We start from the raw sequence: 26,086 nt of genomic DNA on the forward strand, positions 1-26,086 counted from the left end.
GTCAACTGCGACGGCGTCGTCCGGCGCCGCCTCGCACCCTCTGGAGGAGAAGCCATGAGCGACAACCCGCTGGACCCGGTGGGCGACACCAGCGACGACCCGATGACCGAGGGCCCGGCCGACGGCGGAGCCGACGTGGGCAGCCACGACAGCGGAGCTGACGGAGGAGCAGACACCGAGGGACCCGCCGACGGCGGAGCCGACGTGGAGAGCCACGACGGCGGTGCAGACGGCGGAGCCTGATGACCGCTGGCACGACGGGCCGGGCGCCCACGCAGCCGCGTGGGCGCTCGGCGTTACGACGTCTCGTGCCGGTCGACGCCGACACGTTCGCGCGTGACCACTGGGGACGCACGCCCCTGCTCACGCGTGTGGACGACCTTCCCGGCGGGATCCTCGACCTGTTCGGGGAGGGCTCCGTCGACGAGCTCGTGTCGCGGCGCGGGCTGCGCGCGCCGTTCCTGCGCGTTGCCCGGAACGGCCGCACCCTCGGCGACCGCGAGTTCACGCAGGGCGGCGGCGTCGGTGCGACGGTCGGCGACCAGGTCAGTGACGACAAGCTGCTTCGCCTCTTCGCCGACGGCTCCACCATCGTCCTGCAGGGTCTGCACCGCACGTGGGGTCCGCTCATCGACTTCACCCAGCAGCTCGCCGAGGAGCTGGGTCACCCCGTGCAGGCCAACGCCTACGTCACCCCGAGCCAGAACACCGGCTTCAGCGACCACTACGACGTCCACGACGTCTTCGTGGTGCAGATGGGCGGTGAGAAACGCTGGCGCCTGCACCCGCCCGTCCACACGGCCCCGCTGCGCGACGAGCCGTGGACCGACCACCGTGCCGAGGTCGAGGAGGCGGCGCAGCACCCCCCGGAGCACGAGTTCACGCTGCATCCGGGCGACGTGCTGTACCTGCCGCGTGGCTGGGTGCACTCGGCGACCGCCCTCGGCGGCGTCAGCACCCACCTGACCCTCGGCATCCACGTCTGGACCCGGCGCCACGTCGCCGACGAGCTGGTCTCGATCGCGCTCGCCACGGCGAGCCGGGACGAGCGGGTGCGGGCGTCCCTCGACGTGACCCCGTCCGGCTTCGACCGAACCGCTCTCGCCCCCGACGTCGAGATCGTCCGCGAGGCGCTCGTGCAGGCGATGCGCGAGATCGAGCCCGGAGACGTCGTCGACGCCCTCGAGGTCCGAGCATCTGGCGCTCAGCGGCCCTCCCCGATCAGCCCCCTCGCGCAGGTCGCCGCGGCCGAGGCGCTCACTCCTGACACGGGGCTGCGTCTGCGGCCCCACGTGGCAGCCCGGCTCGTCCAGGACTCGGACGGCTCGGTCACGCTGCACAGCCGGATCGCCCACGTGGCGGTCGAGCCGCACGACGTCGGCACTCTCGTCGCCCTCATCGACGACGGCGTGCTCCGGGCCGACATGGTCGGGATCGAGCTCGCCAGGGCTCTCATGCTCGCCGGACTGCTCGTCGTCGCCGAGGACTGACCGCGCAGACTGCCCCCTCGACGGTTTGGACCGTCGAAGAGGCCATGTTCTGCGGGGTGCTGACCGTCGAAGGGCCACGTTCTGCGGTGTGCTCACCGTCGAGAGGCCACTCCCTGCGCGGTGCTCAGGCGTCGACGGCGTCGGTGAGGGCCTTCCTGGCGCCGACGAGCGAGGGGCCGTACCACGTGAGCAGACGTCCGCTGACGAGTGCCGTGCGGGCGTGCGCGAACGCCTCCGGTCCATCGTGGGCCGTGAAGACGTAGGGCTCGTCGGGCAGCAGGACGACGAGACCCGCGCGGTCGAGGTCGGCCAGCTCGACGTGCGGATAGCGATCGGCGTGGTCGGCGAGGACGTTGCGCCAGCCGAGCCGGGCCACGACGTCGCCTGTGAACGTGTCGCGGCCGACGGCCATCCACGGGTCACGCCAGATCGCGACCGCGACCTCGCGGGACGGCTCGGGCACGGGACCCGCCCACTCGTCACGAGCCGCCGCGAGCCAGGCGGGTGTGCCCACCTCGAGCACCTCACCGAACAGCCGTCCGAGTGAGTCGAGGGCACCCGGCACCGTCTCGATGTCGGTCACCCACACCGCCAACCCGGCCTCCCGCATCCGGCGCACGTCGAGCTCGCGGTTCTCCTCCTTGTTCGCCACCACGAGGTCAGGCCCGAGGGCCGCGACGGCCTTGAGGTCGGGGTTCTTCGTGCCTCGGACCCGTCGCACCGCCATGCCTTCCGGGTGCGTGCACCAGTCGGTGGCGCCGACGAGCCGCTCAGGGCAGCTCGTCGCGAGCGCCTCGGTGATCGACGGCACCAAAGACACGACCCGGCGCGGCGGCGTCGGCAACGACACGGCATACGCCAGGTCGTCGACCAGCGTCACGGGTCGCATGTGTTGGCCTCTCGACGGTGACAGGGCAGCAACTTCTGGCCTCTCGACGGTGAGGGGGCCGCAGGTCCTGGCCTCTCGACGGTGGAGATCGGGTCAGACGTTGCGACGGTACTGGCCGCCGACCTCGAAGAAGGCCTCGGTGACCTGCTGGAGCGAGCAGACCCGAGCGGCGCGCATGAGGACGTCGAAGACGTTGCCGCCCTCGATCGCCACGGCGCGCAGCTCCTCCAGCGCGGCCTTCGCCTCCACCTCGTGCTCCTTGCGGAAGGCGCGGACGCGGGAGAGCTGGCTCTGCTTCTCCTCCTCGGTGCCCCGCGCGAGCACGACCTTGCGCGGGGTCTCGCCCTCGTGCGGGTTGCGGAACGTGTTGACGCCGATGATGGGAAGGCTGCCGTCGTGCTTGCGGTGCTCGTAGAGCATCGACTCGTCCTGGATGCGGCCACGCTGGTAGCCGGTCTCCATCGCGCCGAGCACGCCGCCGCGCTCGGTGATGCGGTCGAACTCCTTGAGGACGGCCGCCTCGACGAGGTCGGTCAGCTCGTCGATGACGAAGGAGCCCTGGAGGGGGTTCTCGTTCATCGCGAGACCCCACTCACGGTTGATGATGAGCTGGATGGCGAGCGCGCGGCGCACCGACTCCTCCGACGGCGTCGTCACGGCCTCGTCGTAGGCGTTGGTGTGCAAGGAGTTCGCGTTGTCGTAGATGGCGATGAGCGCCTGCAGCGTCGTGCGGATGTCGTTGAAGTCCATCTCCTGCGCGTGCAGCGAGCGGCCTGACGTCTGCACGTGGTACTTCAGCTTCTGGCTGCGGTCGTTGGCGCCGTACTTCTCCTTCATCGCGACCGCCCAGATACGGCGCGCGACGCGGCCGAGCACGGAGTACTCGGGGTCCATGCCGTTGCTGAAGAAGAACGAGAGGTTGGGCGCGAACTCGTCGATCTTCATGCCGCGCGCGAGGTAGCTCTCGACGTAGGTGAACCCGTTGGCCAGGGTGAAGGCGAGCTGGCTGATGGGGTTGGCCCCGGCCTCGGCGATGTGGTAGCCGGAGATGCTCACCGAGTAGAAGTTGCGCACCTGGTGCTCGATGAACCACTGCTGGATGTCGGCCATCATCTTCAGGCTGAACTCGGTGCTGAAGATGCAGGTGTTCTGGCCCTGGTCCTCCTTGAGGATGTCGGCCTGCACCGTGCCCCGGACGTTGGCGAGGGCGTATGCCGTGAGCTCGGCGCGCTCGTCGTCGCTGGGCTCGCGGCCCTCCCGCGCCGTGAAGGCGTCGACCTGCTGGTCGATCGCGGTGTTGAGGAAGAAGGCGAGGATCGTCGGCGCGGGGCCGTTGATCGTCATCGACACCGAGGTGGTCGGCGAGACGAGGTCGAACCCGTCGTAGAGGGCCTTCATGTCGTCGAGCGTCGCGATGGAGACCCCCGACGTGCCGACCTTGCCGTAGACGTCGGGGCGCGGGTCGGGGTCACGGCCGTAGAGGGTCACGGAGTCGAAGGCGGTCGACAGGCGGGTCGCCGGCTGCCCCGCGGACAGCAGCTTGAAGCGGCGGTTGGTGCGGAACGGGTCGCCCTCTCCGGCGAACATGCGGGCGGGGTCCTCCCCCTCGCGCTTGAACGGGAAGACGCCGGCGGTGAACGGGTAGTAGCCGGGGAGGTTCTCGCGGCGCAGGAAGCTGACGAGCTCGCCGTGGTCGCGGTAACGCGGCAGTGCGACGCGCGGGATCTTGTTGCCCGACAAGGACTCTCGCGTCAGCGGGTTGCGGATCTCCTTGTCGCGGATGCGCACGACCTGCTCGTCGCCGGAGTAGGACTCGACGACTGACGGCCACGCATCGAGGGCCTCGCCGACCTCGGCCGGCACGTCCTTGCGGGCCGCCTCGAGAAGGGACTCGACGCCGTCTGAGGATGCCCCGGCGTCGGCGAGCTCGCCCCGCACGGACTCGAGCCGCTGCACGCGCGCGGCGGCGGCGGCATACGCCTCGGTCTTGTCGTGGTAGCCGCGGACCGTCTCGCTGATCTCGGCCAGGTAGCGCACCCGGGCCGCGGGGACGATCGTCGCGATGCGAGTCGACTGCTTGGTCGCCACGGGCGGCAGGACGCCCTCCTCGACGGGCATGCCCTTGTCGGAGAGGAGCTTTCGCAGCTCCTGGTAGAGCGCGGTGACGCCGTCGTCGTTGAAGGTGGCGGCCGACGTGCCGTAGACGGGCATGTCGGCAGGGCTCTTGCCGAAGGCCTCGCGGTTGCGGACCATCTGGCGGCCGACGTCACGCAGGGCGTCCTCGGCGCCGCGGCGCTCGAACTTGTTGATGGCCACGACGTCGGCCTGGTCGAGCATGTCGATCTTCTCGAGCTGGCTGCTCGCGCCGAACTCGGGCGTCATGACGTAGAGCGAGACGTCTGCGTAGTCGACGATGGCGGCGTCGCCCTGGCCGATGCCCGGCGTCTCGAGCACGACGAGGTCGAAGCCGGCGGCCTTGACGACGGACAGGACGTCGTCGAGGTGCGTCGGCACCTGGGATCCGCCCCGTGTGGCGAGGCTGCGGAAGAAGACGCGGTCTCCGTCGAGAGAGCTCATGCGGATGCGGTCGCCCAGGAGGGCGCCGCCACCGCGGCTGCGGGTCGGGTCGACGGCGAGGACGGCGACACGGAGCTTGTCCTGCTGGTCGAGGCGGAGCCTGCGGACGAGCTCGTCGGTGAGGCTCGACTTGCCGGAGCCGCCGGTGCCGGTGATGCCGAGGACGGGCATCCGGCGGCGGGCGGCGGCCTCGCGGACGGCGGCGAGGGTCGCCTCGTCGATGTCGCCCTCCTGCGCGCCCGTGATCGCACGCGCGACCGCTGCGCGCTCGCCGGCGAGGACCGCCTCGAGCGTCGGTGCCCCGATCTCCCACGGGTCGAAGTCGCAGTCGGCGACGACCTGGTTGATCATGCCGGCGAGACCGAGGCGCTGGCCGTCCTCCGGGCTGAAGATGGTGACCCCCGAGTCGCGCAGCCGGGCGATCTCGTCGGGGACGATGACGCCTCCTCCTCCGCCGACGACGCGGACGTGGCCGGCGCCGTTCTCCTCGAGCAGCTGCACGAGGTACTCGAAGTACTCGACGTGGCCGCCCTGGTACGAGCTCACGGCGACGCCCTGCACGTCCTCCTCGATGGCCGCGTCGACGACCTCCTGGACCGAGCGGTTGTGGCCGAGGTGGACGACCTCGGCGCCCTGCGTCTGCATGATGCGCCGCATGATGTTGATCGACGCGTCATGCCCGTCGAAGAGGCTGCTCGCCGTGACGAGCCGGACGTGGTGCCTCGGCCGGTGCATGGCGGGCTCGGCGGGCTGGTGCTGCTGGGACGACTGCGCGGTCACGACTGGCCTCCGGGGTGCGACGTTGACGCCAAAATACTAGGACTTCCTACTAATGGACGTCAACGCGTCGTGGTCCTACGATGGCGCCATGAGTGCGGAGACGAACGCGGCCACTGGCGTCGCCGCAGGAGCGGGCCTCGGCTTCGACCCGATCGCGCGCGCCCGCGAGCAGTGGGTGGAGCAGGGCTGGGATGCCGCGGCCGACGGCATGGCCGCGATCACCTCGCTCATGCGGGCCCACCAGATCGTCCTGGCCCGGGTCGAGGCGACGCTCAGGCCGCTCGGCGTGACGTTCGCCCGCTACGAGGTGCTCATGCTGCTGTGGTTCAGCAAGCGAGGGTCCCTGCCCATGAAGGTCATCGGTTCACGCCTGCAGGTGCATCCGACGAGCGTCACGAACGCCGTCGACCGTCTCGAGGACGCCGGGCTCGTCACCCGCTCGACACACCCGGAGGACCGACGAGCCATGCTCGTCGCCCTGACGCCTGCCGGGCGCGAGCTCGCCGAACGCGCGACGAAGGCCCTCAACGCGGAGGTCTTCGAGCGGCCCGACCTCGGCTCCCGTGACGTGCGCTCGCTCGTCGACGTGCTGACCCGCCTGCGCGGTCGCGCCGGCGACTTCTGAGCATGCTCGCCCGCGTCAGGCGTGGGCAGAACGAACCGGCTCGCTCGACGTCGCCCGTCGGGCAAGGTCTTCGAGCACGGTGAGTGCCCCTTCGACGTCCCCGATCTCGCTCCGGTGGGCCATCGGCAGGCCGCTGAGGATGCTGCCGGGCTCGACGACGCCCCAGACGTCCGTGCCCGACCCGACGTAGTCGGAGTACTTCGACGGCAGGTACGGGTTGCGCGAGTGGGTCTCGCTCGTGCTGGCGTCGTTGACGAGCAGGACGTCGAGGCGCGTGCAGAGGCTGAGGTACTCGAGGTAGTCGACGAAGGGCTGCGCGACGACGACGCCGGTGAGCCCGCCCCGGGCGACGTCGGCGGCGAGGTCGTCCGGTCTGCGGGAGAAGACGTGCAGCCGGAGGCGGTCTCGGAGCGAGGGGTCGAGCCGCCGGAGGGCCTCGAGGACCTCGCCGAGGGTCCGAGTGCCGTAGAGGACGCCGAAGTAGCCGATGTGGACCCGCCCCGGCTCGAGGTCGTAGCCGCTCGGCACGAGGCGGTAGAGCTCGGCCGGCGGCACCGGGTGCGGCCGCACGGCGGCGACCTCCCGGGCCCGCGCAGCGAGAGCGGGGTCGGGGAAGTCCTCGAGCATGTAGTCGCGCTGGTGCTCGTTGGTGAACACGACCTCGTCGGCAAGGGCGAAGGCCAGCGTGACGCTCCACAGGTAGAGGTTGTCCGACGCGGGTGGCACGACCCCGCGGGCTTCCAGTGCGGCCCGGAACTCGGCCAGCAGGGCCGGGTCCGCAGGTCCCGAGCTCTCGCGCACCGAACCGTCGATGTCGTGCAGCACCGGGTCGGAGAACTCCGCCACCCACCGCACGCCGGGGTGTCGCAGCGTGTAGAGGGCCGCGACGACGTGCGGCGCGACGGGCGTGCTGCGGCTGTAGACGGAGCGGTAGCGGCCGGCGAGGCCCTGCCGCTCGAGCAGCTCGACCCCGCGGCGCGCGAAGGCCGTCACACCCGGCCACCAGAACCACACCGGCTTGGTCGGGACGGTCCGCACCTGGTCGACGTACTCGGACCACACCAGGTCCGACGACTGGTCGACGGCGTGCTCGTCGTCGCGCTGGGTCGTGAGGACGTCGACGACCGCGCCGGCGTCGCGGATCCGCCGGGCAGCGACGTTGGCCGACGTGTCGACGACGGGGACCGCATACTGCAGGATCGCCAGGTCGCGGGCCACGCCGCGGTTGAGCCGGGCGGGCTGCACCGCCCACAGGCCATGCGCGCGTCGCTCGGCCACGACGTCGCCGTGCGCCTCCGGGTGGGCCCGGAGGTGGCGGTTCAGCTGGTCGGTCTCCTCGACCACCATCCACGCGCGTGCGGCGAGCGCCGTGCGGTCCGTGAGCGGCAGGCTGAGGAGCCGCTCGATGCCCGAGAGAACGGCGCCGGGGCTCTCCTGGCGTATGCCGCGTGCCGCCACCGAGCGGTAGTGCACCGCGTCGTCGGCCGTGGAGCAGAACGACAGCCCGGGCTCCCCGGCGAGGAGGATCCGGCCGCAGAGGACGGCGTCCTCGCCGGTCGGCAGGTCGGCGTCGAAGCCCGTCCGCCGGACCAGGTCGACCGGGAGCATGGTGGCCGCGAGGCTGCCGAGGGCGGAGGGGGCGCGACCCAAGGGCACGAGCTGGCCCTGGCACGGGATCTGCCGCTCGAGCCTCGGCGCGCTGAAGACGGCGGGGCGCCCGCTCGGCGGCGTGTCGACGTGGAACGCGACGGCGACGCGTCCGTCGCCGCACCGGTCGCGGAGTGCGCGCAGCAGGTTCGGCGAGACGCGGTCGTCGTCGTGGACGAAGGTCACCCAGTCCCCGAGTGCGGCTGCGAGGCCGACGTTCTTGGCCGCGGCGCGGGTGCAGGCGTCGAGCGTGAGGTGCCGCAGCCGGAGCCCTGGGTGGCTGGAGCGGGCGCGCGACACGGCAGCGACGGTGCCGTCGTCGGGACCGTGCTGCACGAGGACCACCTCGTACCGCTCGTGCTCGAGGGTCTGGTCGGCCAGCGTGCGGAGGCAGGCGCCGACCCACGCCGACCCGCGGTCGGTCGGGACGATGACGGACACTTCGGGTCTGTCGAACGTGCGGTCCACGAGTCTCTCCACGGGTCTGCCGGCTCGGATCACCGGCGCGGGTCGAGGGTGCGGCTCGTCCACCCGGACAGCACCGCCCGGATTACTCTAGGGTGCACGCGTGACGGATTCGGAGTGGCCGCCCGGCCCCGCGATCGTGGTGTCGGATGACGAAGCGCGCGCGGCCGTGGTCGCCGCGCACTTCCCCGACGCGTACCTGACCCACCCGGGGGCCGACCGCGTCTCGCCGCCTGGCGCGCCGCGCGCCTCGCGGCTCGTCGTGCTCGCCGGGTCGGATGCTGACCAGGCGCTGGCGGAGCTGCTCCCCCGCCTCGCCGACGACGCCACGCTCCTCGTCGAGTCGAGCGGTGCCTCCGAGCCGGCGGTCGCCGGCTGGCATGCGCTGCGTCGGCTGGACGCCGATGGCTTCCGGCTCGTCGAGCTGGGTCGAGGTGATGCCGCCGGGGCCGCGGGAGCCACCTCTTCGGTGACGAGCAACCACGCCATGGCGTCGGCGCCCGTGCTGTCGACGGCATCCGGCGATGGACCGCCGTCCGCGCCGGCGGCGGACCGGGGCGCGGCCCCTGACCCCACGGCGACGCCGGCCTCCGGCACTCCCCCCCAGCCCGCCGCCTCCCCCGCCCCCACGGCGGCGCCGACGGCGCCTCCCCCCGGATCCACGTCACGGCGCAGCCGGCTGCTCGCCCTCGGCGCCGTCGCCGCCGTCGCCGCCGTCGCTGCCGTAACGGTCGCGGTCGTAGTGGCGCTCGTGACGACGACCGGCTACGTGGGCTTCGCCGTGACGCTCGTGACCCTCGTCCTGCTCGGCGGAGTCGCGGCCCTGGCCTGGCTGCAACAGCGCGGCACGAAGAAGGTTCAGGCCACACTCGGCCGCCACCGCGACAAGGACCGCGCGGCCCGGGCCAAGGCGCAGAAGCAGCTCACCGCCGCGACGTCGTCGATGCAGGCGCGCACCGAGGCCCTGGACGAGCGACTGGCGGTCCTCGAGCGCGAGCTCCACGTCGTGTCGGCCTCGACCCTCGAGACGGCACGCCGGCTCCCCGAACCGCGGACGCCCGAGATGTTCACCGACCCGCACGAGCTCACGGCCATGCACCAGACCCAGGCCGTCGCCAACCTCTTCGCGCTCGTGCCGGTCCGTGGCGTCATCCCCTTCATGGGCGGCTGGGCCGCCTCCCCCGACCTCGTCCTCACGCTCGTCGCTGAGGTCCTGAGCCGCCGTCCGGCACTCGTCGTCGAGTGCGGCAGCGGCGTCTCGACGCTGTGGATGTCGCTCGTCATCGACCACTTCGGGCTCGAGACGCGCATCGTGTCGCTCGACCACGACCCCGCCTACGCCGAGCAGACCCGCCAGACGCTGCGCGACCACGGCGTGGCCCACGTCGCGGAGGTCCGCGACGCCCCCCTGACGCCCACGGGCCTGCCCGGGCACGACACCCCGTGGTACGCCCTCGAGTCCATCGAGGACCTCCACGACATCGGCCTGCTCTTCGTCGACGGGCCTCCCGACGCCACCGGCCCGCTCGTACGGCTGCCGGCCGTGCCGCTCCTCAAGGACCGGCTCGCTCCGCGCGCGAGCGTCCTGCTCGACGACGTCGTACGCGCCGCCGAGCAGGAGGTCACGAGCCGCTGGGCCGCGATCCTCCCGGACTTCACCCTCACCCGGCTCTCGCTGCAGAAGGACGCCTCACGCTTCCGCCGGGGCTGAGCACCGCCGGGAGCGTCTCGTTCCACGACACCCGAGACGGTCCGGCCGGAGCCTCGACAGACTGGGGAGCATGCCAGACACTCCCCCTCCGTCCGCTGACCACCTCACCTGGCTCGAGGAGCAGCGCCGCCGGCTCGCCGCGTTGCTGCGCCACGCACAGCGACCCGGTGGCGGCTTCGGCTGGCTGACCGACGACGGCCAGATCGACCCGTCGCGCGGCGTCGAGGTGTGGATCACGGCCCGGATGACGCACGTCGCGGCCCTGGCCGTGCTCGAGGACGACACGGCATACGCCGAGGTCGTCGACCATGGCGTGGCCACGTTCGCACCCGGCGGCCTGCTCCACGACCCCGAGCACGGCGGCTGGTACACGTCGGTCCGCGCAGACGGGTCGCCCGACGTCGACGACAAGCGGGCCTACGAGCACGCGTTCGTCGTCCTGGCCGCCTCGAGCGCGTCAGCGGCCCGCCGGCCCGGTGCCGACGACCTGCTCGACGCGGCGCTGCAGACCTTCGAGCAACGGTTCTGGAGCGAGTCGGAGGGCCTGGCGCTCGACGTCTGGGACCGCAGCTGGACCGTCCTCGAGGACTACCGCGGCGTCAACGCCAACATGCACTCGCTCGAGGCGCTCCTCGCAGCCTGGGACGTCACCCGCGACCCGCGGTGGCTGAGCCACGCGCTGCGGATCACCGAGCGCGTCGTGCACGGCTTCGCTCGGCACGAGCACTACCGGCTGCCCGAGCACTTCGACGCCGGCTGGCGACCGCGACACCAGTACAACCGCGACCTGCCTGCGGACCCGTTCCGCCCCTTCGGCGTGACCCCCGGGCACCTGCTCGAGTGGTCGCGCCTGGCGCTGCAGCTGCGGCGAGCCCTCGGCGCGGAGGCGCCCGCGTGGCTGCTCGACGACGCGCGGTCCCTCTTCGACGTCGCCGTGCACGAGGGCTGGCACGCCGACGGGCAGGAGGGCTTCGTCTACACAACCGACTTCGAGGGCCGCCCCGTCGTGCGCGACCGGCTGCACTGGGTCGTCACCGAGGCGATCGCTGCCGCCCGCACGCTCCACCTCGCCACGGGCGACCCCACGTATGCGGCGTGGTACGACCGCTGGTGGCAGCACGCGCGCGACCACTTCGTCGACCCCGCGGACGGCTCGTGGCGCCATGAGCTGACGCCCGACCTCACGCCGTCGAGCACGGTGTGGCGTGGACGGCCCGACGTCTACCACGCCTACCAGGCATGCCTGTCGGGTGCGCTCGGCGAGATCACGTCGTTCGCCGGGGCGCTGCGGGAGGGCGGGCTGCGCTGACACCGCCGACGGCGGTGGTCAGCCGAGGACGCGGTCGAGGAAGGCGTTGCCGAACGTGCGGTCCGGGTCCACCCGGTCGCGCAGGGCCCGGAAGTCCGACATCCGCGGGTACATCGGCGCCAGGTCGACGGCCTCCGCGACGAAGCACTTGCCCCAGTGTGGACGCGCCCCGAGCGGCAGCAGCGCCGCCTCGATCGCGGGCAGGACGGCATACACCCGCTCGACGTCGCGCAGCCACGTGAAGTGCACCCCGAGCACGTCGTGGCCGTACGCGCTGCTGAGCCAGTGCTCGTCGGCCGCGACGGTGCGCAGCTCGCACACCTGCAGCACCGGGGCCATCCGCTCGCCGAGGGCGCGGAGCCGCTCGATGGCGGTGAGCGCGTGCTCGCGTGGCAGCAGGTACTCGCTCTGCAGCTCCTCGCCGCGGCTCGGCGTGAACTCCATCCGGAAGTGCGGCAGGCGGTCGAGCCACGGACCCGGCACGCCTCCCTGCTGCGTCACCGACTCGGTCGCACCACCCTCGAGCATGTGCATCGTCGTCGTGGCCGCGAGCGCTCCGAAGAGCTCGGTGGGCGCGTCGCCAGCCCGGCTCTTGAGCCACACCTGCTCGACCCCCGCATCGGTCCAGCGGGTGAAGAGGCTGACGCTGTAGGCGCTCTTCGTGATCGTCTCGAGGTCGCCGACCAGCGCGTCCCACGCCAGGCCGGTGTAGACGTCCTGGCGGACGTCGAAGGTGGGCTCGACGTCGAGCGTCGCGGCCGTCACGACACCGAGCGAACCGAGCGCCACGACGCTTCCGTGGAAGTCGGCGTCACCACGGCTGGTCGTACGCATCTCGCCGTCGGGACCCACGATGTCGAGGGACGCGACGGACGTTGCGAGAGAACCGTTCTCGACCCCCGAGCCGTGCGTCCCCGTCGAGACCGCACCCGCGACGGAGATGTGCGGCAGCGACGCGAGGTTGCCCAGCGCCCAGCCGGCCGCGTGCAGCTGGGTCGCCACCTCGCCGTATGCCGCCCGGCCCGTCACACGCGCCGTGCGGGTGCTCTCGTCGATCTCCACTGCGGTCGGGATGTCGGCGAGCGAGACGAGCACGCCGGCGTCGCTGTCCGTGATGTCGGTGAGATCGGTGAACGAGTGACGGGAGCCGATGGCCCGCACCCGTGTCTCACGCGCCACGACCTCCTGGAGCTCGTCGACCGACCGAGGGCTCTCGATGCGAGCGCGGTAGGTGTGGTTGCCGGCCCAGTTCGTCTCGATGCTCATGAGCAGCAGTCTGGCTCGTGTCGTCTCATCTCGCTTCGGCGTCTTCGACGCGGTCGGGAGGTGGCAGCTTCTGGACGCCTTCGGGCACGTCGTCCTGGTGCGTTCGAGCGACATGCACGACACCTGTCGGGGTGACGGCCTCGTCCGCTCGCACCGGCGTGGGGCTGGCGGGTCCGGGGGGCGTGCCGCGTCCACGGCTGATCCCGTTGATGATCATGCCGATGAAGCTCGGGCGCCCTCGGTACTTGGAGAGGACGTCCAGGGCCACCGCTCCCAGCAGGACCAGTCCCTTGATGATCTGGACGTAGTTGGAGTCGACGCTGAGGTTGGCCAGCCCGAGGTTGAGCACGCCCATCACGAGCCCGCCGACCATCGAGCCGGTGACGGTGCCGACACCGCCCGCCACGGCGGCGCCGCCGACGAACACGGCGGCGATCGCGTCGAGCTCGAAGCCCACGCCGTCCTTGGGGTTCGCGGCGTTGAGGTAGGCCGTGAAGACCATGCCCGCGATCGCGGACAGGAAGCCCATGTTGACCATCGCGAAGAGGTCGATGCGGCGGGTGTCCACCCCGGAGAGCCGGGCGGCGTTCGAGTTGCCGCCGACGGCGTAGATGTGGCGTCCGAGCACCGTGCGCTGGGTGATGTAGGTGTAGAGCACCACGAGGGCGCCGAGGATGAGACCGACGACGGGCACACCCTTGTACGAGGCGAGGAGCAGACCGAAGCCGAGCAAGAGGCCACAGATGACGACGAGCTTCAGCACGCTCAGCACCATCCGCGGCACCTCCATGCCGTACTTGCGCAGGTCGGCGCGCTTGCGCAGCTCGAGGTAGACGATGACCGCCACCGCCAGGAGGGTGAGCACGAGCGTCGGGTTGTGGTACCCCGTCACGGGGCCCATCTCCGGGATGTACCCGTTGGCGATCTTCTGGAAGCTCTCCGGCACGGGGATCGACTCGGCGTTGAGGATGATGAGGTCGAGGCCACGGAAGAGGAGCATGCCGGCGAGCGTGACGATGAAGGCCGGGATGCCGACGTAGGCGACCCAGAAGCCCTGCCAGATGCCGACGAGGATTCCGAGCGCCAGGCCGAGGAGGATGGCCGCTGGCCAGGGCAGGTCGAACTTCGCCATCGCCAGTGCGACCGTCGCCCCCACGAAGGCGCACACCGAACCGACCGACAGGTCGATGTGACCGGCGATGATCACCATGACCATGCCGATCGCGAGGATGAGGATGTAGCCGTTCTGCACGAGCAGCGACGTGACGTTGCGCGGCTGGAGGAAGAGTCCGTCCGTCAGGATCTGGAACATCGCCACGAGCAGCAGCAGGGCGATCATCATGCCGTACTGGCGGATGTTGCCACTGAGCGCGTTGCGGATGTCGCGGACGATGGAGGTGTCTTCGGGGGCGCTCTGCCTGCCGGGTGCGGGGGCGGTCTCGATCGCCATCTCAGTCAGCCTTTCGCTGGGTCATGTATCGCATGAGTACTTCCTGGTTAGCCTGTTCCCGCGGGACATCCGCGGTGATGACCCCTGCACTGAGCGTGTAGATGCGGTCGCAGAGCCCGAGCAGCTCGGGCAGCTCGGAGGAGATCACGAGGACGCCGCGTCCGCTGTCGGCGAGACGGTTGATGATCTCGTAGATCTCGTACTTGGCGCCGACGTCGATCCCCCGGGTCGGCTCGTCGAGGATCAGCACGTCGGGCTCGGTGAACATCCACTTGCCGAGGACCACCTTCTGCTGGTTCCCGCCGGAGAGCTTGGCGACCCCCGTCTCGATCGACGGCGTCTTGATGTTCATGCTCTTGCGGTAGCGCTCGGCGGCGAGGACCTCCTGCCGCTCGTCCACCGCGCCGGCGCGGCCCCGGATCGACTTCAGGCCGGCAGCCGTGATCGAGACCCGGATGGAGTCGAGCAGGTTGAGTCCGAGGCTCTTGCGGTCCTCCGTGACGTAGGCCAGCCCGCCGTCGATCGCCCGCCTGACCGTGTTGGCCTGGAGCGTCGTTCCCTCCTTGACCAGCTCGCCGCTGAGCTTGTGACCGTAGGACTCGCCGAAGACGCTGCGGGCCAGCTCGGTGCGCCCAGCGCCCATGAGGCCGGCGAGGCCGACGATCTCTCCGCGGCGCACCGTGAGGTTCGCACCCTTGACGATCAGGCGTGACGCGTCCTGCGGGTGGGCCACGGTCCAGTCACGGATCTCGAGCAGCACGTCTCCGACGGTCGACTCGTGTGGCGGGAACCGGTGGTCGAGGTCGCGGCCGACCATCCCGCGGATGATGCGGTCCTCGTTGACCTCGCCCCGTCGGACGTCGAGGGTCTCGATGGTGCGCCCGTCACGGATGATGGTGATCGAGTCCGACACCTCCTCGATCTCCGCGAGCTTGTGGCTGATCATGATCGAGGTGATGCCCTTGGCCTTGAGGCCGAGGAGCAGGTCGAGCAGGTGGCGGGAGTCGGTGTCGTTGAGGGCCGACGTCGGCTCGTCGAGGATGAGCAGCTTGACGTCCTTCGCCAGCGCCTTGGCGATCTCGACCAGCTGCTGCTTGCCGATGCCGATGTTCTTGATCTGCGTGTCCGGGTCCTCGTGCAGCCCGACCCGGGCGAACAGCTCCAGCGCGCGCTGGCGCGCGACCAGCCAGTCGATCCTGCCTGCGGAGGCCTGCTCGTTGCCGAGGAAGAGGTTCTCGAGGATCGACAGCTCCGGGACGAGGGCCAGCTCCTGGTGGATGATGACGATGCCCGCGGCCTCGCTCTCGCGGATGCCCTTGAACTCGCACAGCCGCCCGTCGAAGTGGATCTCGCCGGTGTACGTCCCGTGCGGGTAGACCCCGGAGAGCACCTTCATCAGCGTCGACTTGCCGGCACCGTTCTCGCCGCAGATGGAGTGGATCTCGCCGCGCTGCACCTCGAGGTTGACGTCGGACAACGCCTTCACCCCGGGGAACTCCTTGGTGATGGAGCGCATCGACAGCATCGTCGTGTTCATGGTCACTCGTGTCTCTCTCTCGTCCGAGAAGGCCCTTGGTGCGGCGGCCGCGTCGGCGTCCGCCGCACCAAGGGCCGGGGCTCGGCTACTTCAGCTGGTCGGCCGTGTAGTACTTCGCCTTGACCAGCACATCCGTCACGTTGGCCTTGTCGACGTCGACCGGCTCCAGCAGCTGGGTCGGGACGTTCTTGATGCCGTTGTTGTACGACGTCGTGTCGTTGACGGTGACGGTCTTCTTCGTGTCGATCTCCTGGATCATCTTCACGGTCGCCTGGGCGAGGTCGCGAGTGTTCTTGAAGACCGTCGAGTACTGCTCGCCGGCGAGGATCGCCTTGACCGACTCGAGCTCGGCATCCTGGCCCGTGACGACCGGGAGCTTCTTGCCGCCGGAGCCGTAGCCGCTGCCCTTGAGTGCAGCGATGATGCCGCGCGAGAGGCCGTCGTAGGGCGACAGCACGCCGTTGACGTCCTTGGTCGAGTAGGCCTTCGTCAGGAGGTTCTCCATCCGCTTCTTCGCCACGGCCGCATCCCAGCGCAGCGTCGCGACCGTCTTGAAGTCCGTCTCACCGGACGCGATGACGAGGTCGCCGGAGTTGATCTTCGGCTTCAGCACCTCCATGGCGCCGTTGAAGAAGAACGTCGCGTTGTTGTCGTCGGGCGACCCGGCGAAGAGCTCGACGTTCCACGGCTTCGGGGCGCCGCTCGCCTCGAGGCCCTTGAGAAGAGACTCGGCCTGCAGCTTTCCGACCTTCAGGTTGTCGAAGGTCGTGTAGTAGTCGACCGCGTTCGTGTCGCGCAGCAGCCGGTCGTAGGCGATGACCGGGATCCCGGCGTCCTTCGCCTCCTGGAGCGCACCCTTGAGGGCGGTGCCGTCGATCGAGGCCACGACGAGGATCTTGTTGTTCTTGGTCACCATGTCGTTGACCTGGCCGACCTGGGTCGGGATGTCGTCGTTGGCGTACTGGAGGTTGACCTTGTATCCCGCGGCCTCGAGCTGCTGCTTGATGTAGTCACCGTCCTTGATCCACCGCTCGGAGGTCTTCGTCGGCATGGCGACGCCGATCGTGCCCTTCTCGGTGGCTCCGCCGGCCGCCGCGGAAGGCTCGGTCTGGCGACCGCAGGCGCTCAGGCTCACAGCCAGTGCCCCCACGGCAATCGCCGCAACAGTTCTGCGAATCACGGGTGTTCTCCATTTCCTTCGGGTGTCAACCTGCACTGCTCGGCCGGCTGATCGTGTGGTGCCGGCGTCGTGAGCCAGCGGTGGGTCGCGGTCCTCGCCCGGGTCATCGACCCTGCGAGGAACGTTCGGGTGCGGCGGCCGACTATGTCGGTCCCCTCCTGCCGCACCCGCGCCCAGGTCTTGAGTTGTCTGACCTGACGGCATGCTCCCGGCGGCGCAGGCGGTACGCGGTTGGCGCCCGCGCCGCCGGGGGTCTGTGGGGTCAGAGGCGTGCGGCGAGGCGGTGGTAGGCCGCGCTCCAGCGCAGCTCCTGGCGCAGGCTCTCCGGTGTCGTGTCGGCGTCGATGACGACGAGCTCGGTCGAGATCATCTCCGCGAGGTCGCGGAACTCCTCCGTGCCGATCGCGGTCGACAGGACCGTGTGGTGCGGGCCGCCGGACAGCAGCCACGACTCGGCCGACGTCGAGAGGTTCGGTCGCGGCTCCCACACGGCGCAGGCGACGGGCAGCCGCGGCAGGTCCTCGTCGGGCTCGACGACGTCGATCTCGTTGAGGGTCAGCCGGAACCGGCCCCCGAGGTCGCTCATGCCGACGACCACGCCCGACCCGGGGGCGGCCGTGAACTTCAGGCGCACCGGGTCCTCGCGGCCGCCGATGCCCAGCGGGTGGATCTCGAGGCTCGGCTGCCGGCTCGCGATCGTCGGGCAGACCTCGAGCATGTGCGCGCCGAGGATCTTCTCCTCGCCCGGCACGAGGTGGTACGTGTAGTCCTCCATGAAGCTCGTGCCGCCCGGCATGCCCTGGGCCATCGCCTTCGCGGTGCGCAGCAGGACCGAGGTCTTCCAGTCCCCCTCACCGCCGAAGCCGTAGCCATCGGCCATCAGCCGCTGCACCGCCAGACCCGGGAGCTGCCGCAGCCCGCCGAGGTCCTCGAAGTTCGTCGTGAACGCCCGGAAGCCGCCGTCGGTCAGGAACGCGCGCAAACCCGCCTCGATGCGCGCGCCGTAGCGCAGCGACTCGTGCCGCTCGCCGCCGCGACGCAGCTCGGGGACGACGGCATACGTCTGCTCGTACTCGGCGACCAGCGTGTCGATCTCGGCGTCGGCCACCGCGTCCACGACCTCGACGAGCTCGTTGACGCCGTACGTGTTGACCGACACCCCGAACCGCAGCTGGGCCTCGACCTTGTCGCCCTCGGTGACAGCGACATCACGCATGTTGTCGCCGAACCGCGCCAGCCGCATCGTGCGCAGCTCGGCCACTCCGGCGGCCGCGCGGCCCCACGCGCCGATCCGCTCGATCACGGCGGGGTTGCTCACGTGCCCGGCGACGACCTTGCGGGCCACGCCGAGGCGGGCGCCGACGAACCCGAACTCGCGGTCACCGTGGGCGGCCTGGTTGAGGTTCATGAAGTCCATGTCGATGGTCGACCACGGCAGCTCGGCCCCCGCCTGCGTGTGCAGGTGCAGCATCGGCTTGCGCAGGGCATCGAGTCCCGTGATCCACATCTTGGCCGGCGAGAACGTGTGCATCCACGTGATGACGCCGATGCAGCCCAGCGAGGCGTTCGCCTCCAGGATCGCCGCGTGGATGGCGGCCGCGTCGGCGAGGATCGGCTTCCAGACGACCCGCGCGGGCAGCACGCCGCTCGCGTCGATCTCCTTCGCGATCGCCTGCGACTGGTCGGCCACCTGCCGCAACGTCTCCTCGCCGTAGAGGTGCTGGCTGCCGGTGAGGAACCAGACCTCTCGCGCGGTACCGGCAGTGGCGCCGGCCGTCGTTGAGGTGGTGGTCGCGGTCATGATGGGTCTCCTTCGTGGGATCCGTTGTGGCGCAGTGCAGCTGGCTGATCAGGCTTGAGCCCGAGCGCCGGTCAGCGCTGGCCGTAGGCGTTCTGGTAGCGGTCGAAGAGCGAGTCGACGTCGGCCTGGTCGATGGGGATGGGGTTGCCGAGCTGGCGGGCGATGTGCACGGTGCGCGCGACGTCCTCGCACATGACGGCCGCCTTGACAGCCGATCGGGCGTTCTTGCCGATGGTGAAGACGCCGTGGTTGCGCATGAGCACCGCGGCCGACCGGCTCGCCGTGAGGGTGTCGACGATGCCGCGCCCGATCGAGTCGTCACCGATCAGGGCGAACGGCCCGACCGGGATCTCCCCACCGAACTCGTCGGCCATCATCGTCAGCGCGCACGGGATCGCCTCGCCGCGTGACGCCCACGCGGTGGCGTAGGTCGAGTGGGTGTGCACGACGCCGCCGATGTGCGGCATGTGCCGGTAGACGTAGGCCTGTGCGTCGGTGTCGGACGACGGCGCGAGGTCGCCCTCGACGACGCGGCCCTGCAGGTCGCAGAGCACCATGTTCTCCGGCGTCAGGTCGTCATACGAGACGCCGCTGGGCTTGATGACCATGAGGTCGCGGCCGGGCACGCGCGCGGACACGTTGCCGGCCGTCCAGATGACGAGCTGGTAGCGGGTCAGCTCGGCGTGCAGCGCGCACACCTCGTGCCGCAGCTTCGTGATGGTTGCGTTCACATCGACGGACACGCTCATGCCGCCTCACCGCCTTCGGTCGACTCCTGCTCGGATGTGGTCGTGTCCGTGGCGTCGACGGAGCCCGCCTTCTCGGCAATCGCCTTGCGTCGCAGGGCCTTCAGACGCTTCATGACGTCGTTGGCGCCGCGCCCGAAGTAGTCGTGCAGACGCAGGTACTCCTCGAACAGCGGGTCGTATGCCGCTGCGCCCGCCTCGTCGGGCACGAACGCCGCGCGCTCGACCCGTCCCATGCTCGTGGCAGCCGTGGCGACGTCGGGGTAGGCCCCGGCCGCGACCGCGGCGTGGATCGCCGAACCCAGGGCGGGTCCCTGTGCGGAGCCGATGACCGAGAGGGGCAGCCGGGTCACGTCGGCGTAGATCTGCATGAGGAGGCGGTTCTTCGCGAGACCGCCGGCGATGATGAGCTCGGTCACGGGCACGCCGCTGTCGCGGAACGTCTCGAGGATGACGCGCGTGCCGAAGGCCGTCGCCTCGAGCAGGGCCCGGTAGACGTCCTCGGGACGCGTGGCGAGCGTCTGCCCCACGACGGCGCCCGACAGCTCGTGGTCGACGAGGACGGAGCGGTTCCCGCTGTGCCAGTCGAGGGCGACGAGCCCGTGCTCCCCCACGGCCTGGGCCGCCGCCTTCTCGGTCAGCAGCTCGTGCGCGGAGAGCCCGCGACGGGACGCCTCCGCCGCGTAGTCCGCGGGGAAGCCGGTGCGCGTGAACCACCCGAAGATGTCGCCGACGCCGGACTGACCCGCCTCGTAGCCGTAGAGCCCGTCGATGATGCCGCCGTCGACGACACCGCACATGCCCGGCACCTCGCGGAGCACGTCGCTGCTCATGACGTGGCACGTCGACGTGCCCATGATCGCAACCATCTGCCCGGGCGCGGTCGCCTGCGCGGCCGGAGCGCTCACGTGCGCGTCGACGTTGCCGACGGCGACCGCGATGCCCTCGGGCAGGCCCGTCCACGCCGACGCCTCGGCCGTCAGCCGCCCTGCGACGGAGCCGAGCTCACCGATCGGCTGGTCGAGCTTGTCGTCGACGAACGACTCGAAGTCGGGGTTGAGCGCCGCCAGGAACTCGCGCGACGGGTACTCCCCGTCCTGGCGGATGCCCTTGTAGCCGGCCGTGCAGGCGTTGCGGGCGTAGGTGCCGCACAGCTGCCACACGATCCAGTCGGCGGCCTCCACCCAGCGCTCCGTTGCCGCATACACCTCGGGGTCCTCCTCGAGGACCTGCAGCGCCTTGGCGAACTCCCACTCGGAGCTGATCAGACCGCCGTAGCGCGGCAGCCACGACTCGCCGCGCTCGGCGGCCAGCGCGTTGATCCGGTCGGCCTGGCCCTGGGCGGCGTGGTGGCGCCACAGCTTGACCCAGGCGTGCGGACGGGCGGACCACTCGGGCAGCTCGCAGAGCGGCACGCCGTCGGCCGTCGTGGGAAGCACGGTGCACGCGGTGAAGTCGGTGGCGATGCCGATGACCTCCGCGGGGTCGATGCGCGCGGCGGCGACGGCCTGGGGCACGGCGTGGCGCAGCACGTCGCGGTAGTCCTGCGGCACCTGCAGCGCCCACTCGGGCGGGAGCGCCGGGGCGTCGGTCGCCGCGCCCGGCAGCCGGTCGGTGACGACGGCGTGGCTGTACTCGTGGACCGCCGAGCCGAGCTCGGCGCCGTCGGAGACGCGGACGACGAGGGCCCTCCCCGAGAGAGTGCCGTAGTCGACGCCGATGACGTACTGCGGCCGGTCGCCTGCAGTCGCGGGCTGGGTCATGGGGCTTCGCTCCTGGTCTGGCCGGGCGGCGCGCTGCTCGCCCGGACGATGAGTTCGGGGTCGATGAGGCTGGGGACCTGGTCGGTCTCGCCGGAGATCGCGTCGGTGAGCATCGCGATCGCCGCGCGGCCGATCGCGGCGAAGTCCTGTCGGACCGTCGTGAGCGGCGGGATGAGGTACTCCGCCTCGGGCACATCGTCGAAGCCGACGACGCTCACGTCGCCCGGCACGGACCGGCCGGCCTCGTGCAGGGCACGCAGCACACCGATCGCCATCTGGTCGTTGGCGGCGAACACCGCTGTGACCTCAGGGTTCTCGGCCAGCGCGAGACCCGCTCGGTATCCGCTCCCGGCGCTCCAGTCCCCCGACACCGGCTCCATCGGCCGGTGCCCGGCGGCGACCATCTCGGCTCGCCAGCCCTCGGCCCGGGCGCGTGACTCCGCCCAGTCGAGTGGTCCGGTGACGTGAGCGATCTCGACGTGGCCGAGGTCGATGAGGTGCCGGGTCGCGAGGCGGGCGCCGGCGACGTTGTCGACCCCGACGGTGCGGCGCGCGCGGGTCAGGTCGCCCTCGACGATGACGAAGGGCAGCCGGGCGCTGCGCGAGCGGGCCACCTCGAGAGCCTCGTCGTGGCCGGCGATGACGACGATGCCCTCGACGGCCAGTCGGTCGAGGTGGTCGACAGCGGCGTCGAAACCCTCCCGGGTCATCTCGGCGAGCGAGACGGACGAGGCGAAGAAGCCGGCCTCGCGGGCGGCGGTGTTGACCGTGCGGTGCACGCTGGTCGGCCCGAAGAGGGTCGAGGCCGTCGTGATGATGCCGATCGTCGCCGACCGGCCACGCACGAGGGTGCGCGCCGCGGTGTTGGGCCGGTAGCCTAGCCGCTCGATGGCCTGGAGCACGCGCTCGCGCGTCTCGGGCCGGATGCTCGATGCACCGTTGATGACGCGCGAGACCGTCTGGTGCGAGACGCCGGCCAGCCGGGCGACGTCCTGCATGACGGGCGCACGTGACACGGTGTCGCTCATGGGGTTCTCCTCATGAACAGCCGCTGCATCACGATGAAGAGCAGGAGCAGGGTTCCGATCGCGATCTTTGTCCACCATGAGCTCAGCGTGCCTTGGAACGAGATCAGAGTCTGGATGACACCCAGGACGAGCACGCCGAGCAGCGAGCCGAGGACGTAGCCGACGCCGCCGGAGAGCAGCGTGCCGCCGATGACGACCGACGCGATGGCGTCGAGCTCCATGCCGACGGCGTGCAGCCCGTAGCCGGAGAGCATGTAGACGGAGAAGAGCAGCCCGGCGACCGCCGCACACAGGCCGCTGATGGCGTACGCCGCCACCTTGACCCGGCCGACCGGCAGCCCCATGAGGGTGGCCGAGCTCTCGCTGCCTCCGATGGCGTAGATGGTGCGGCCGAAACGCGTGCGGTGCAGCACCCAGACGGCCGCCGCGACGATGGCCAGGGCGATGACGACGCTCCACGTGATGACGACGCCGCCGGGGAGCTCGATGGTGCCCGTCGCGATGGCCCGGAAGAACGGGTCCTTGATCGAGATCGACTCGACCCCGATGACGAAGCACAGGCCCCGGGCCATGAACATGCCGGCGAGCGTCACGATGAACGGCTGGAGCTCGAAGTGGTGGATGACCACACCCATGAGGACGCCGAGGCCGGTGCCGATGGCGAGGACGAGCAGGATGACGACGGGGGCCGGCAGCCCGGCGCGCAGGGCGGCGGCGGCCACCATCGTCGAGAGTGCGACGACCGCCCCGACCGACAGGTCGATGCCGCCCGTGAGGATGACGAAGGTCATCCCGACGGCCAGGACGATGAGGAAGGCGTTGTCGATGAAGAGGTTCGCGAAGACCTGACCCGACGTGAAGCCCTCGTAGCGCACGGAGCCGGCCCCGAAGAGGAGCACGAAGAGGACGAACGTCGCGATCACGGGCAGGACGCGTCCGGGGATGCCGGGCAGGCTCGACAGCCCGGGCACCGTGCGCTTGGTGGGGGTGGTCGTGGTCATGACTGGGCCACCTTCTGCTTCGAGGGGGATGCCGCATCCGCGGCGGGTTCGTGGGCCGTCGTGGCGTGCGGGTCCTCCTCAGGCGCAAGCGAGTCCGAGGACGACGGGGAGGACGGCGACGACGGCGAGGTCGGGCCCTGGCTGCGCCGACGGCGTCCGAAGCGCTCACGGACCTTGGGCGCCTGGAGCAGGCAGACCGCGATGACGACGAGCGCCTTGAAGACGAGCGTCACCTCCGGTGCGATGCCCATCGAGTAGACCGTCGTCGTCAGCGTCTGGATGATGAGCGCGCCGACGAGCGTGCCGGACAGGGAGTACTTGCCACCGGCGAGCGACGAGCCGCCGATGACGACCGCGAGGATCGCGTCCATCTCGATCCACAGCCCGGCGCTGTTCGCGTCGGCTGCGCTGACGTTGGAGCTGATCATGAGGCCCGCCACGCCCGCGCACAGGGCGGCGAAGACGTAGACGGTCCAGATGATGGTGCGTGAACGAAGACCCGCGAGGCGGCTGGCCTCGGGGTTGATGCCGACCGACTCGATGAGCAGGCCCAGTGCCGTGCGACGCGTCACGAGGGCGACGGCGACGAGCGCGGCCAGCGAGATGAGGATCGAGATCGGGAAGAGGAGGAAGCCGGCGCCGATCTCTCGGTAGAAGCCGTTGCGGACCGTGATGATCTGACCGTCGGTGATGAGCATCGCGATGCCGCGGCCGGCCGTCATGAGCACCAGCGTCGCGATGATCGGTTGGATGCCGAGCAGGGAGACGAGGAAGCCGTTCCAGAGGCCGAGGACGAGGCAGAGTGCGAGCGCGAGCCCGATACCGGTGATCGCGGCGGCGGGGCTCGTCGGGTCGGACGAACCGACGATCGTCGTGCAGGTCACCGCGCCGGCGATGGCGGCGACGGCGCCGACGGAGAGGTCGATGCCTCGCGTCGCGATGACGAGCGTCATGCCGAGCGCGATGAGCAGCGTCGGTGCGCCGTTCTTGAGGATGTCGACGAGGCTGCCGTAGAGGTGGCCCTCCTGGAGCCGGATCGACAGGAAGCCGGGATTGCGCGCGGCGTTGGCCGCGACGAGCGCGACGAGCGCGACGAGGGGCCACAGCAACCGGCTCCCCCGGACTCGCTCGAGGACGCCAGGGACGACTGCCGTCTGGACGGTGCTCATGAGGCCACCTGCTCGGAGAGGGAGCCGTCGCCCAGCGACGACCCGGACGGTCGGGAGGAGTCACCCTCGGACGTGGCGATGAGGTGCATGATGTCGTCGACCGAGGCGGAGCCGTCGAGCTCGGCGACCTTGGCACGGTCCTTGAGCACGACGACGCGGTGCGCGAGGCGCGCCACCTCCTCGAGCTCGGCCGAGATGTAGACGACGGCCATGCCTTCGGCGGCGAGCTCGGCCACGAGCTTCTGGATCTGGGCCTTGGCGCCGATGTCGATCCCGCGGGTGGGCTCGTCGAGGATGAGCAGCTTGGGCTGCGTCACGAGCCACCGGGCGAGCAGCACCTTCTGCTGGTTGCCGCCGGACAGCTTGCCGACGAGGGCGTCCGGGTTGTTCGGGCGGATGTCGAGGGCGGTCATCCACTTCTCGACGAGCTCGTCCTTGGTGCGCCTGGGGATCGGTCGCGCCCAGCCGCGCGCCGCCTGCATGGCGAGCACGAGGTTGTCGCGGATGCTGAGGTCGGCGAGGATGCCCTCGCCCTTGCGGTCCTCGGAGCAGAACGCGATGCCGGCCGAGATCGCTGAGCGAGGCGTGCGCAGGTGGACCTCGCGGCCACCGACGCGTACCTGCCCCGAGTCGGCGCGGTCGGCGCCGAAGAGCAGCCGGGCGAGCTCGGTGCGTCCGCTGCCGAGCAGACCGGCGAGACCGACCACCTCGCCGGCGCCGATGCGCAGGTCGAAGGGGGCGATCGACCCACGCCGACCGAGGCCGGTCGCCTCGAGGACCGGGGTGCCGCCGGTCTCGTCCGAGGCGTCGGCGGCGAGCCGCTCGACCTCCTCCAGGACGCCGAGCTCACGGCCGATCATGGCCGACACGAGCTGGAGCCGGCTCAGGTCCTTGGTCAGGTGCTCGCCGACGAGCCGCCCGTTGCGCAGGACCGTCATGCGGTCCGCGATCTCGTAGACCTGCTCGAGGAAGTGTGAGACGAAGAGGATGGCCACGCCCTCGTCGCGCAGGTGGCGCATGATGCGGAAGAGCTCGGCGACCTCGTCCTGGTCGAGGCTCGAGGTCGGCTCGTCGAGGATGAGGACCTGGGCGTCGACGGCGACGGCACGGGCGATGGCGACGAGCTGCTGGATGGCGATGGGGTGCTCGGCGAGGATCGAGCCCGGGTCGATGGTCAGGCCCATGCGCCTGAGCAGCTCCTCGGCGCGCGTGCGCATGGCCGCGATGTCGATCGAGCCGAAGCGGCGCGGCTCGCGACCGAGCAGGATGTTCTCGGCAACCGACAGGTTGGGGCAGAGGTTGACCTCCTGGTACACCGTGCTGACCCCGGCGGCCTGGGCCTCGGCGGGGCCGGAGAAGGCGACCTGCTCGTCCCGCAGCCGCGTCGCGCCGGCCGTCGCGGTGTAGACCCCGGTGAGCACCTTGATGAGGGTCGACTTGCCGGCGCCGTTCTCGCCCATGAGGGCGTGCACCTCGCCGGGGAAGAGGCGGAAGTCGACGTCCTGCAGCGCCTTGACTCCGGGGAACTCCATCGAGATCCCCCGCATGGCGACCACGGGATCGCCGGTGCTGACGGGCCCGCCCGGCTGGGCGGCCGTCGTGCTCGGCGTGTCGGTCATGGCGTCCTGTCCTTCGCTTCCGATGTGGGGTGG

Annotated in this window: 19 protein-coding genes; 5 read left to right on the forward strand and 14 right to left on the reverse strand. The window is 70.8% G+C overall.

The genetic code is table 11. From position 1 onward, the window contains the following. The first annotated feature begins 54 nt into the window (after positions 1-54). Together ACFQU3_RS23175 and ACFQU3_RS23180 are read left to right on the forward strand one after the other, a co-directional pair. Positions 55-243: a BatC protein gene (locus tag ACFQU3_RS23175; protein WP_385914205.1), complete on the forward strand. Its 189-nt coding sequence runs from the start codon at positions 55-57 to the stop codon at positions 241-243. Next, positions 243-1,490, forward strand: coding sequence for a cupin domain-containing protein (locus tag ACFQU3_RS23180; protein ID WP_385914207.1), 1,248 nt, complete (start codon positions 243-245; stop codon positions 1,488-1,490). Before ACFQU3_RS23175 ends, ACFQU3_RS23180 begins: the two co-directional genes overlap by 1 nt. 124 nt (positions 1,491-1,614) lie before the next feature. On the opposite strand, the gene ACFQU3_RS23185 is transcribed toward ACFQU3_RS23180, so the two are convergent. Together ACFQU3_RS23185 and icmF are read right to left on the reverse strand one after the other, a co-directional pair. Beyond that, a complete protein-coding gene (locus ACFQU3_RS23185; protein ID WP_385914209.1) occupies positions 1,615-2,379 on the reverse strand; it encodes a helical backbone metal receptor in 765 nt (254 codons plus the stop codon). A 93-nt stretch (positions 2,380-2,472) separates the two neighbouring features. Continuing rightward, entirely contained in the window at positions 2,473-5,691 is a 3,219-nt protein-coding gene (icmF, locus tag ACFQU3_RS23190; protein WP_385914777.1) for a fused isobutyryl-CoA mutase/GTPase IcmF, read from the reverse strand. Positions 5,692-5,824: 133 nt separating this feature from the next. On the opposite strand from icmF, the gene ACFQU3_RS23195 reads away from it, so the two are divergent. Beyond that, positions 5,825-6,361, forward strand: a complete 537-nt coding sequence (locus ACFQU3_RS23195) for a MarR family winged helix-turn-helix transcriptional regulator (RefSeq protein ID WP_385914211.1) — start codon at positions 5,825-5,827, stop codon at positions 6,359-6,361. A 15-nt stretch (positions 6,362-6,376) separates the two neighbouring features. Here the strand turns inward: ACFQU3_RS23195 and ACFQU3_RS23200 are convergent, their stop codons facing one another. Then, entirely contained in the window at positions 6,377-8,476 is a 2,100-nt protein-coding gene (locus ACFQU3_RS23200) for a glycosyltransferase (RefSeq protein ID WP_385914213.1), read from the reverse strand. A 100-nt stretch (positions 8,477-8,576) separates the two neighbouring features. Between ACFQU3_RS23200 and ACFQU3_RS23205 the strand changes: the two genes are divergently transcribed. Further along, positions 8,577-10,184, forward strand: coding sequence for a class I SAM-dependent methyltransferase (locus ACFQU3_RS23205; protein ID WP_385914214.1), 1,608 nt, complete (start codon positions 8,577-8,579; stop codon positions 10,182-10,184). Between the two features lie 70 nt (positions 10,185-10,254). Continuing rightward, entirely contained in the window at positions 10,255-11,493 is a 1,239-nt protein-coding gene (locus ACFQU3_RS23210) for an AGE family epimerase/isomerase (protein WP_385914216.1), read from the forward strand. Between the two features lie 18 nt (positions 11,494-11,511). Here the strand turns inward: ACFQU3_RS23210 and ACFQU3_RS23215 are convergent, their stop codons facing one another. The 11 genes from ACFQU3_RS23215 to ACFQU3_RS23265 all read right to left on the reverse strand — a co-directional run bounded on the left by ACFQU3_RS23215 (position 11,512) and on the right by ACFQU3_RS23265 (position 26,053). Then, complete coding sequence (locus ACFQU3_RS23215; protein ID WP_385914217.1) at positions 11,512-12,759, reverse strand: D-arabinono-1,4-lactone oxidase; 1,248 nt, start codon at positions 12,757-12,759, stop codon at positions 11,512-11,514. 25 nt (positions 12,760-12,784) lie between these two features. After that, complete coding sequence (gene mmsB, locus ACFQU3_RS23220) at positions 12,785-14,209, reverse strand: multiple monosaccharide ABC transporter permease (protein WP_385914219.1); 1,425 nt, start codon at positions 14,207-14,209, stop codon at positions 12,785-12,787. Between the two features lies 1 nt (position 14,210). Next, complete coding sequence (gene mmsA / locus ACFQU3_RS23225; protein ID WP_385914220.1) at positions 14,211-15,746, reverse strand: multiple monosaccharide ABC transporter ATP-binding protein; 1,536 nt, start codon at positions 15,744-15,746, stop codon at positions 14,211-14,213. An 85-nt stretch (positions 15,747-15,831) separates the two neighbouring features. Continuing rightward, positions 15,832-16,926 (reverse strand): multiple monosaccharide ABC transporter substrate-binding protein, encoded by a 1,095-nt coding sequence (gene chvE, locus ACFQU3_RS23230; RefSeq protein WP_385914222.1) that lies wholly within the window; start codon positions 16,924-16,926, stop codon positions 15,832-15,834. A gap of 262 nt (positions 16,927-17,188) precedes the next feature. Continuing rightward, positions 17,189-18,727, reverse strand: coding sequence for an L-arabinose isomerase (gene araA, locus ACFQU3_RS23235; RefSeq protein WP_385914224.1), 1,539 nt, complete (start codon positions 18,725-18,727; stop codon positions 17,189-17,191). A gap of 71 nt (positions 18,728-18,798) precedes the next feature. Then, on the reverse strand, positions 18,799-19,476 hold the full coding sequence (locus ACFQU3_RS23240) for an L-ribulose-5-phosphate 4-epimerase (RefSeq protein WP_385914226.1): 678 nt from the start codon (positions 19,474-19,476) through the stop codon (positions 18,799-18,801). Next, positions 19,473-21,236, reverse strand: coding sequence for a ribulokinase (gene araB, locus ACFQU3_RS23245; protein WP_385914228.1), 1,764 nt, complete (start codon positions 21,234-21,236; stop codon positions 19,473-19,475). Before araB ends, ACFQU3_RS23240 begins: the two co-directional genes overlap by 4 nt. Then, complete coding sequence (locus tag ACFQU3_RS23250; protein ID WP_385914230.1) at positions 21,233-22,264, reverse strand: LacI family DNA-binding transcriptional regulator; 1,032 nt, start codon at positions 22,262-22,264, stop codon at positions 21,233-21,235. The genes araB and ACFQU3_RS23250 overlap by 4 nt, the downstream gene beginning before the upstream one ends. After that, a complete protein-coding gene (yjfF, locus tag ACFQU3_RS23255; RefSeq protein WP_385914232.1) occupies positions 22,261-23,265 on the reverse strand; it encodes a galactofuranose ABC transporter, permease protein YjfF in 1,005 nt (334 codons plus the stop codon). Before yjfF ends, ACFQU3_RS23250 begins: the two co-directional genes overlap by 4 nt. Continuing rightward, positions 23,262-24,434: an ABC transporter permease gene (locus tag ACFQU3_RS23260; protein ID WP_385914234.1), complete on the reverse strand. Its 1,173-nt coding sequence runs from the start codon at positions 24,432-24,434 to the stop codon at positions 23,262-23,264. The genes yjfF and ACFQU3_RS23260 overlap by 4 nt, the downstream gene beginning before the upstream one ends. Next, positions 24,431-26,053 carry a sugar ABC transporter ATP-binding protein gene (locus tag ACFQU3_RS23265; protein ID WP_385914236.1) on the reverse strand — a complete coding sequence of 541 codons (1,623 nt, stop codon included), beginning with the start codon at positions 26,051-26,053 and terminating at the stop codon, positions 24,431-24,433. Before ACFQU3_RS23265 ends, ACFQU3_RS23260 begins: the two co-directional genes overlap by 4 nt. Positions 26,054-26,086: the final 33 nt, after the last annotated feature.

It is taken from the genome of Terrabacter sp. GCM10028922 (genome assembly GCF_042666095.1).
Taxonomy (GTDB): domain Bacteria; phylum Actinomycetota; class Actinomycetes; order Actinomycetales; family Dermatophilaceae; genus Terrabacter.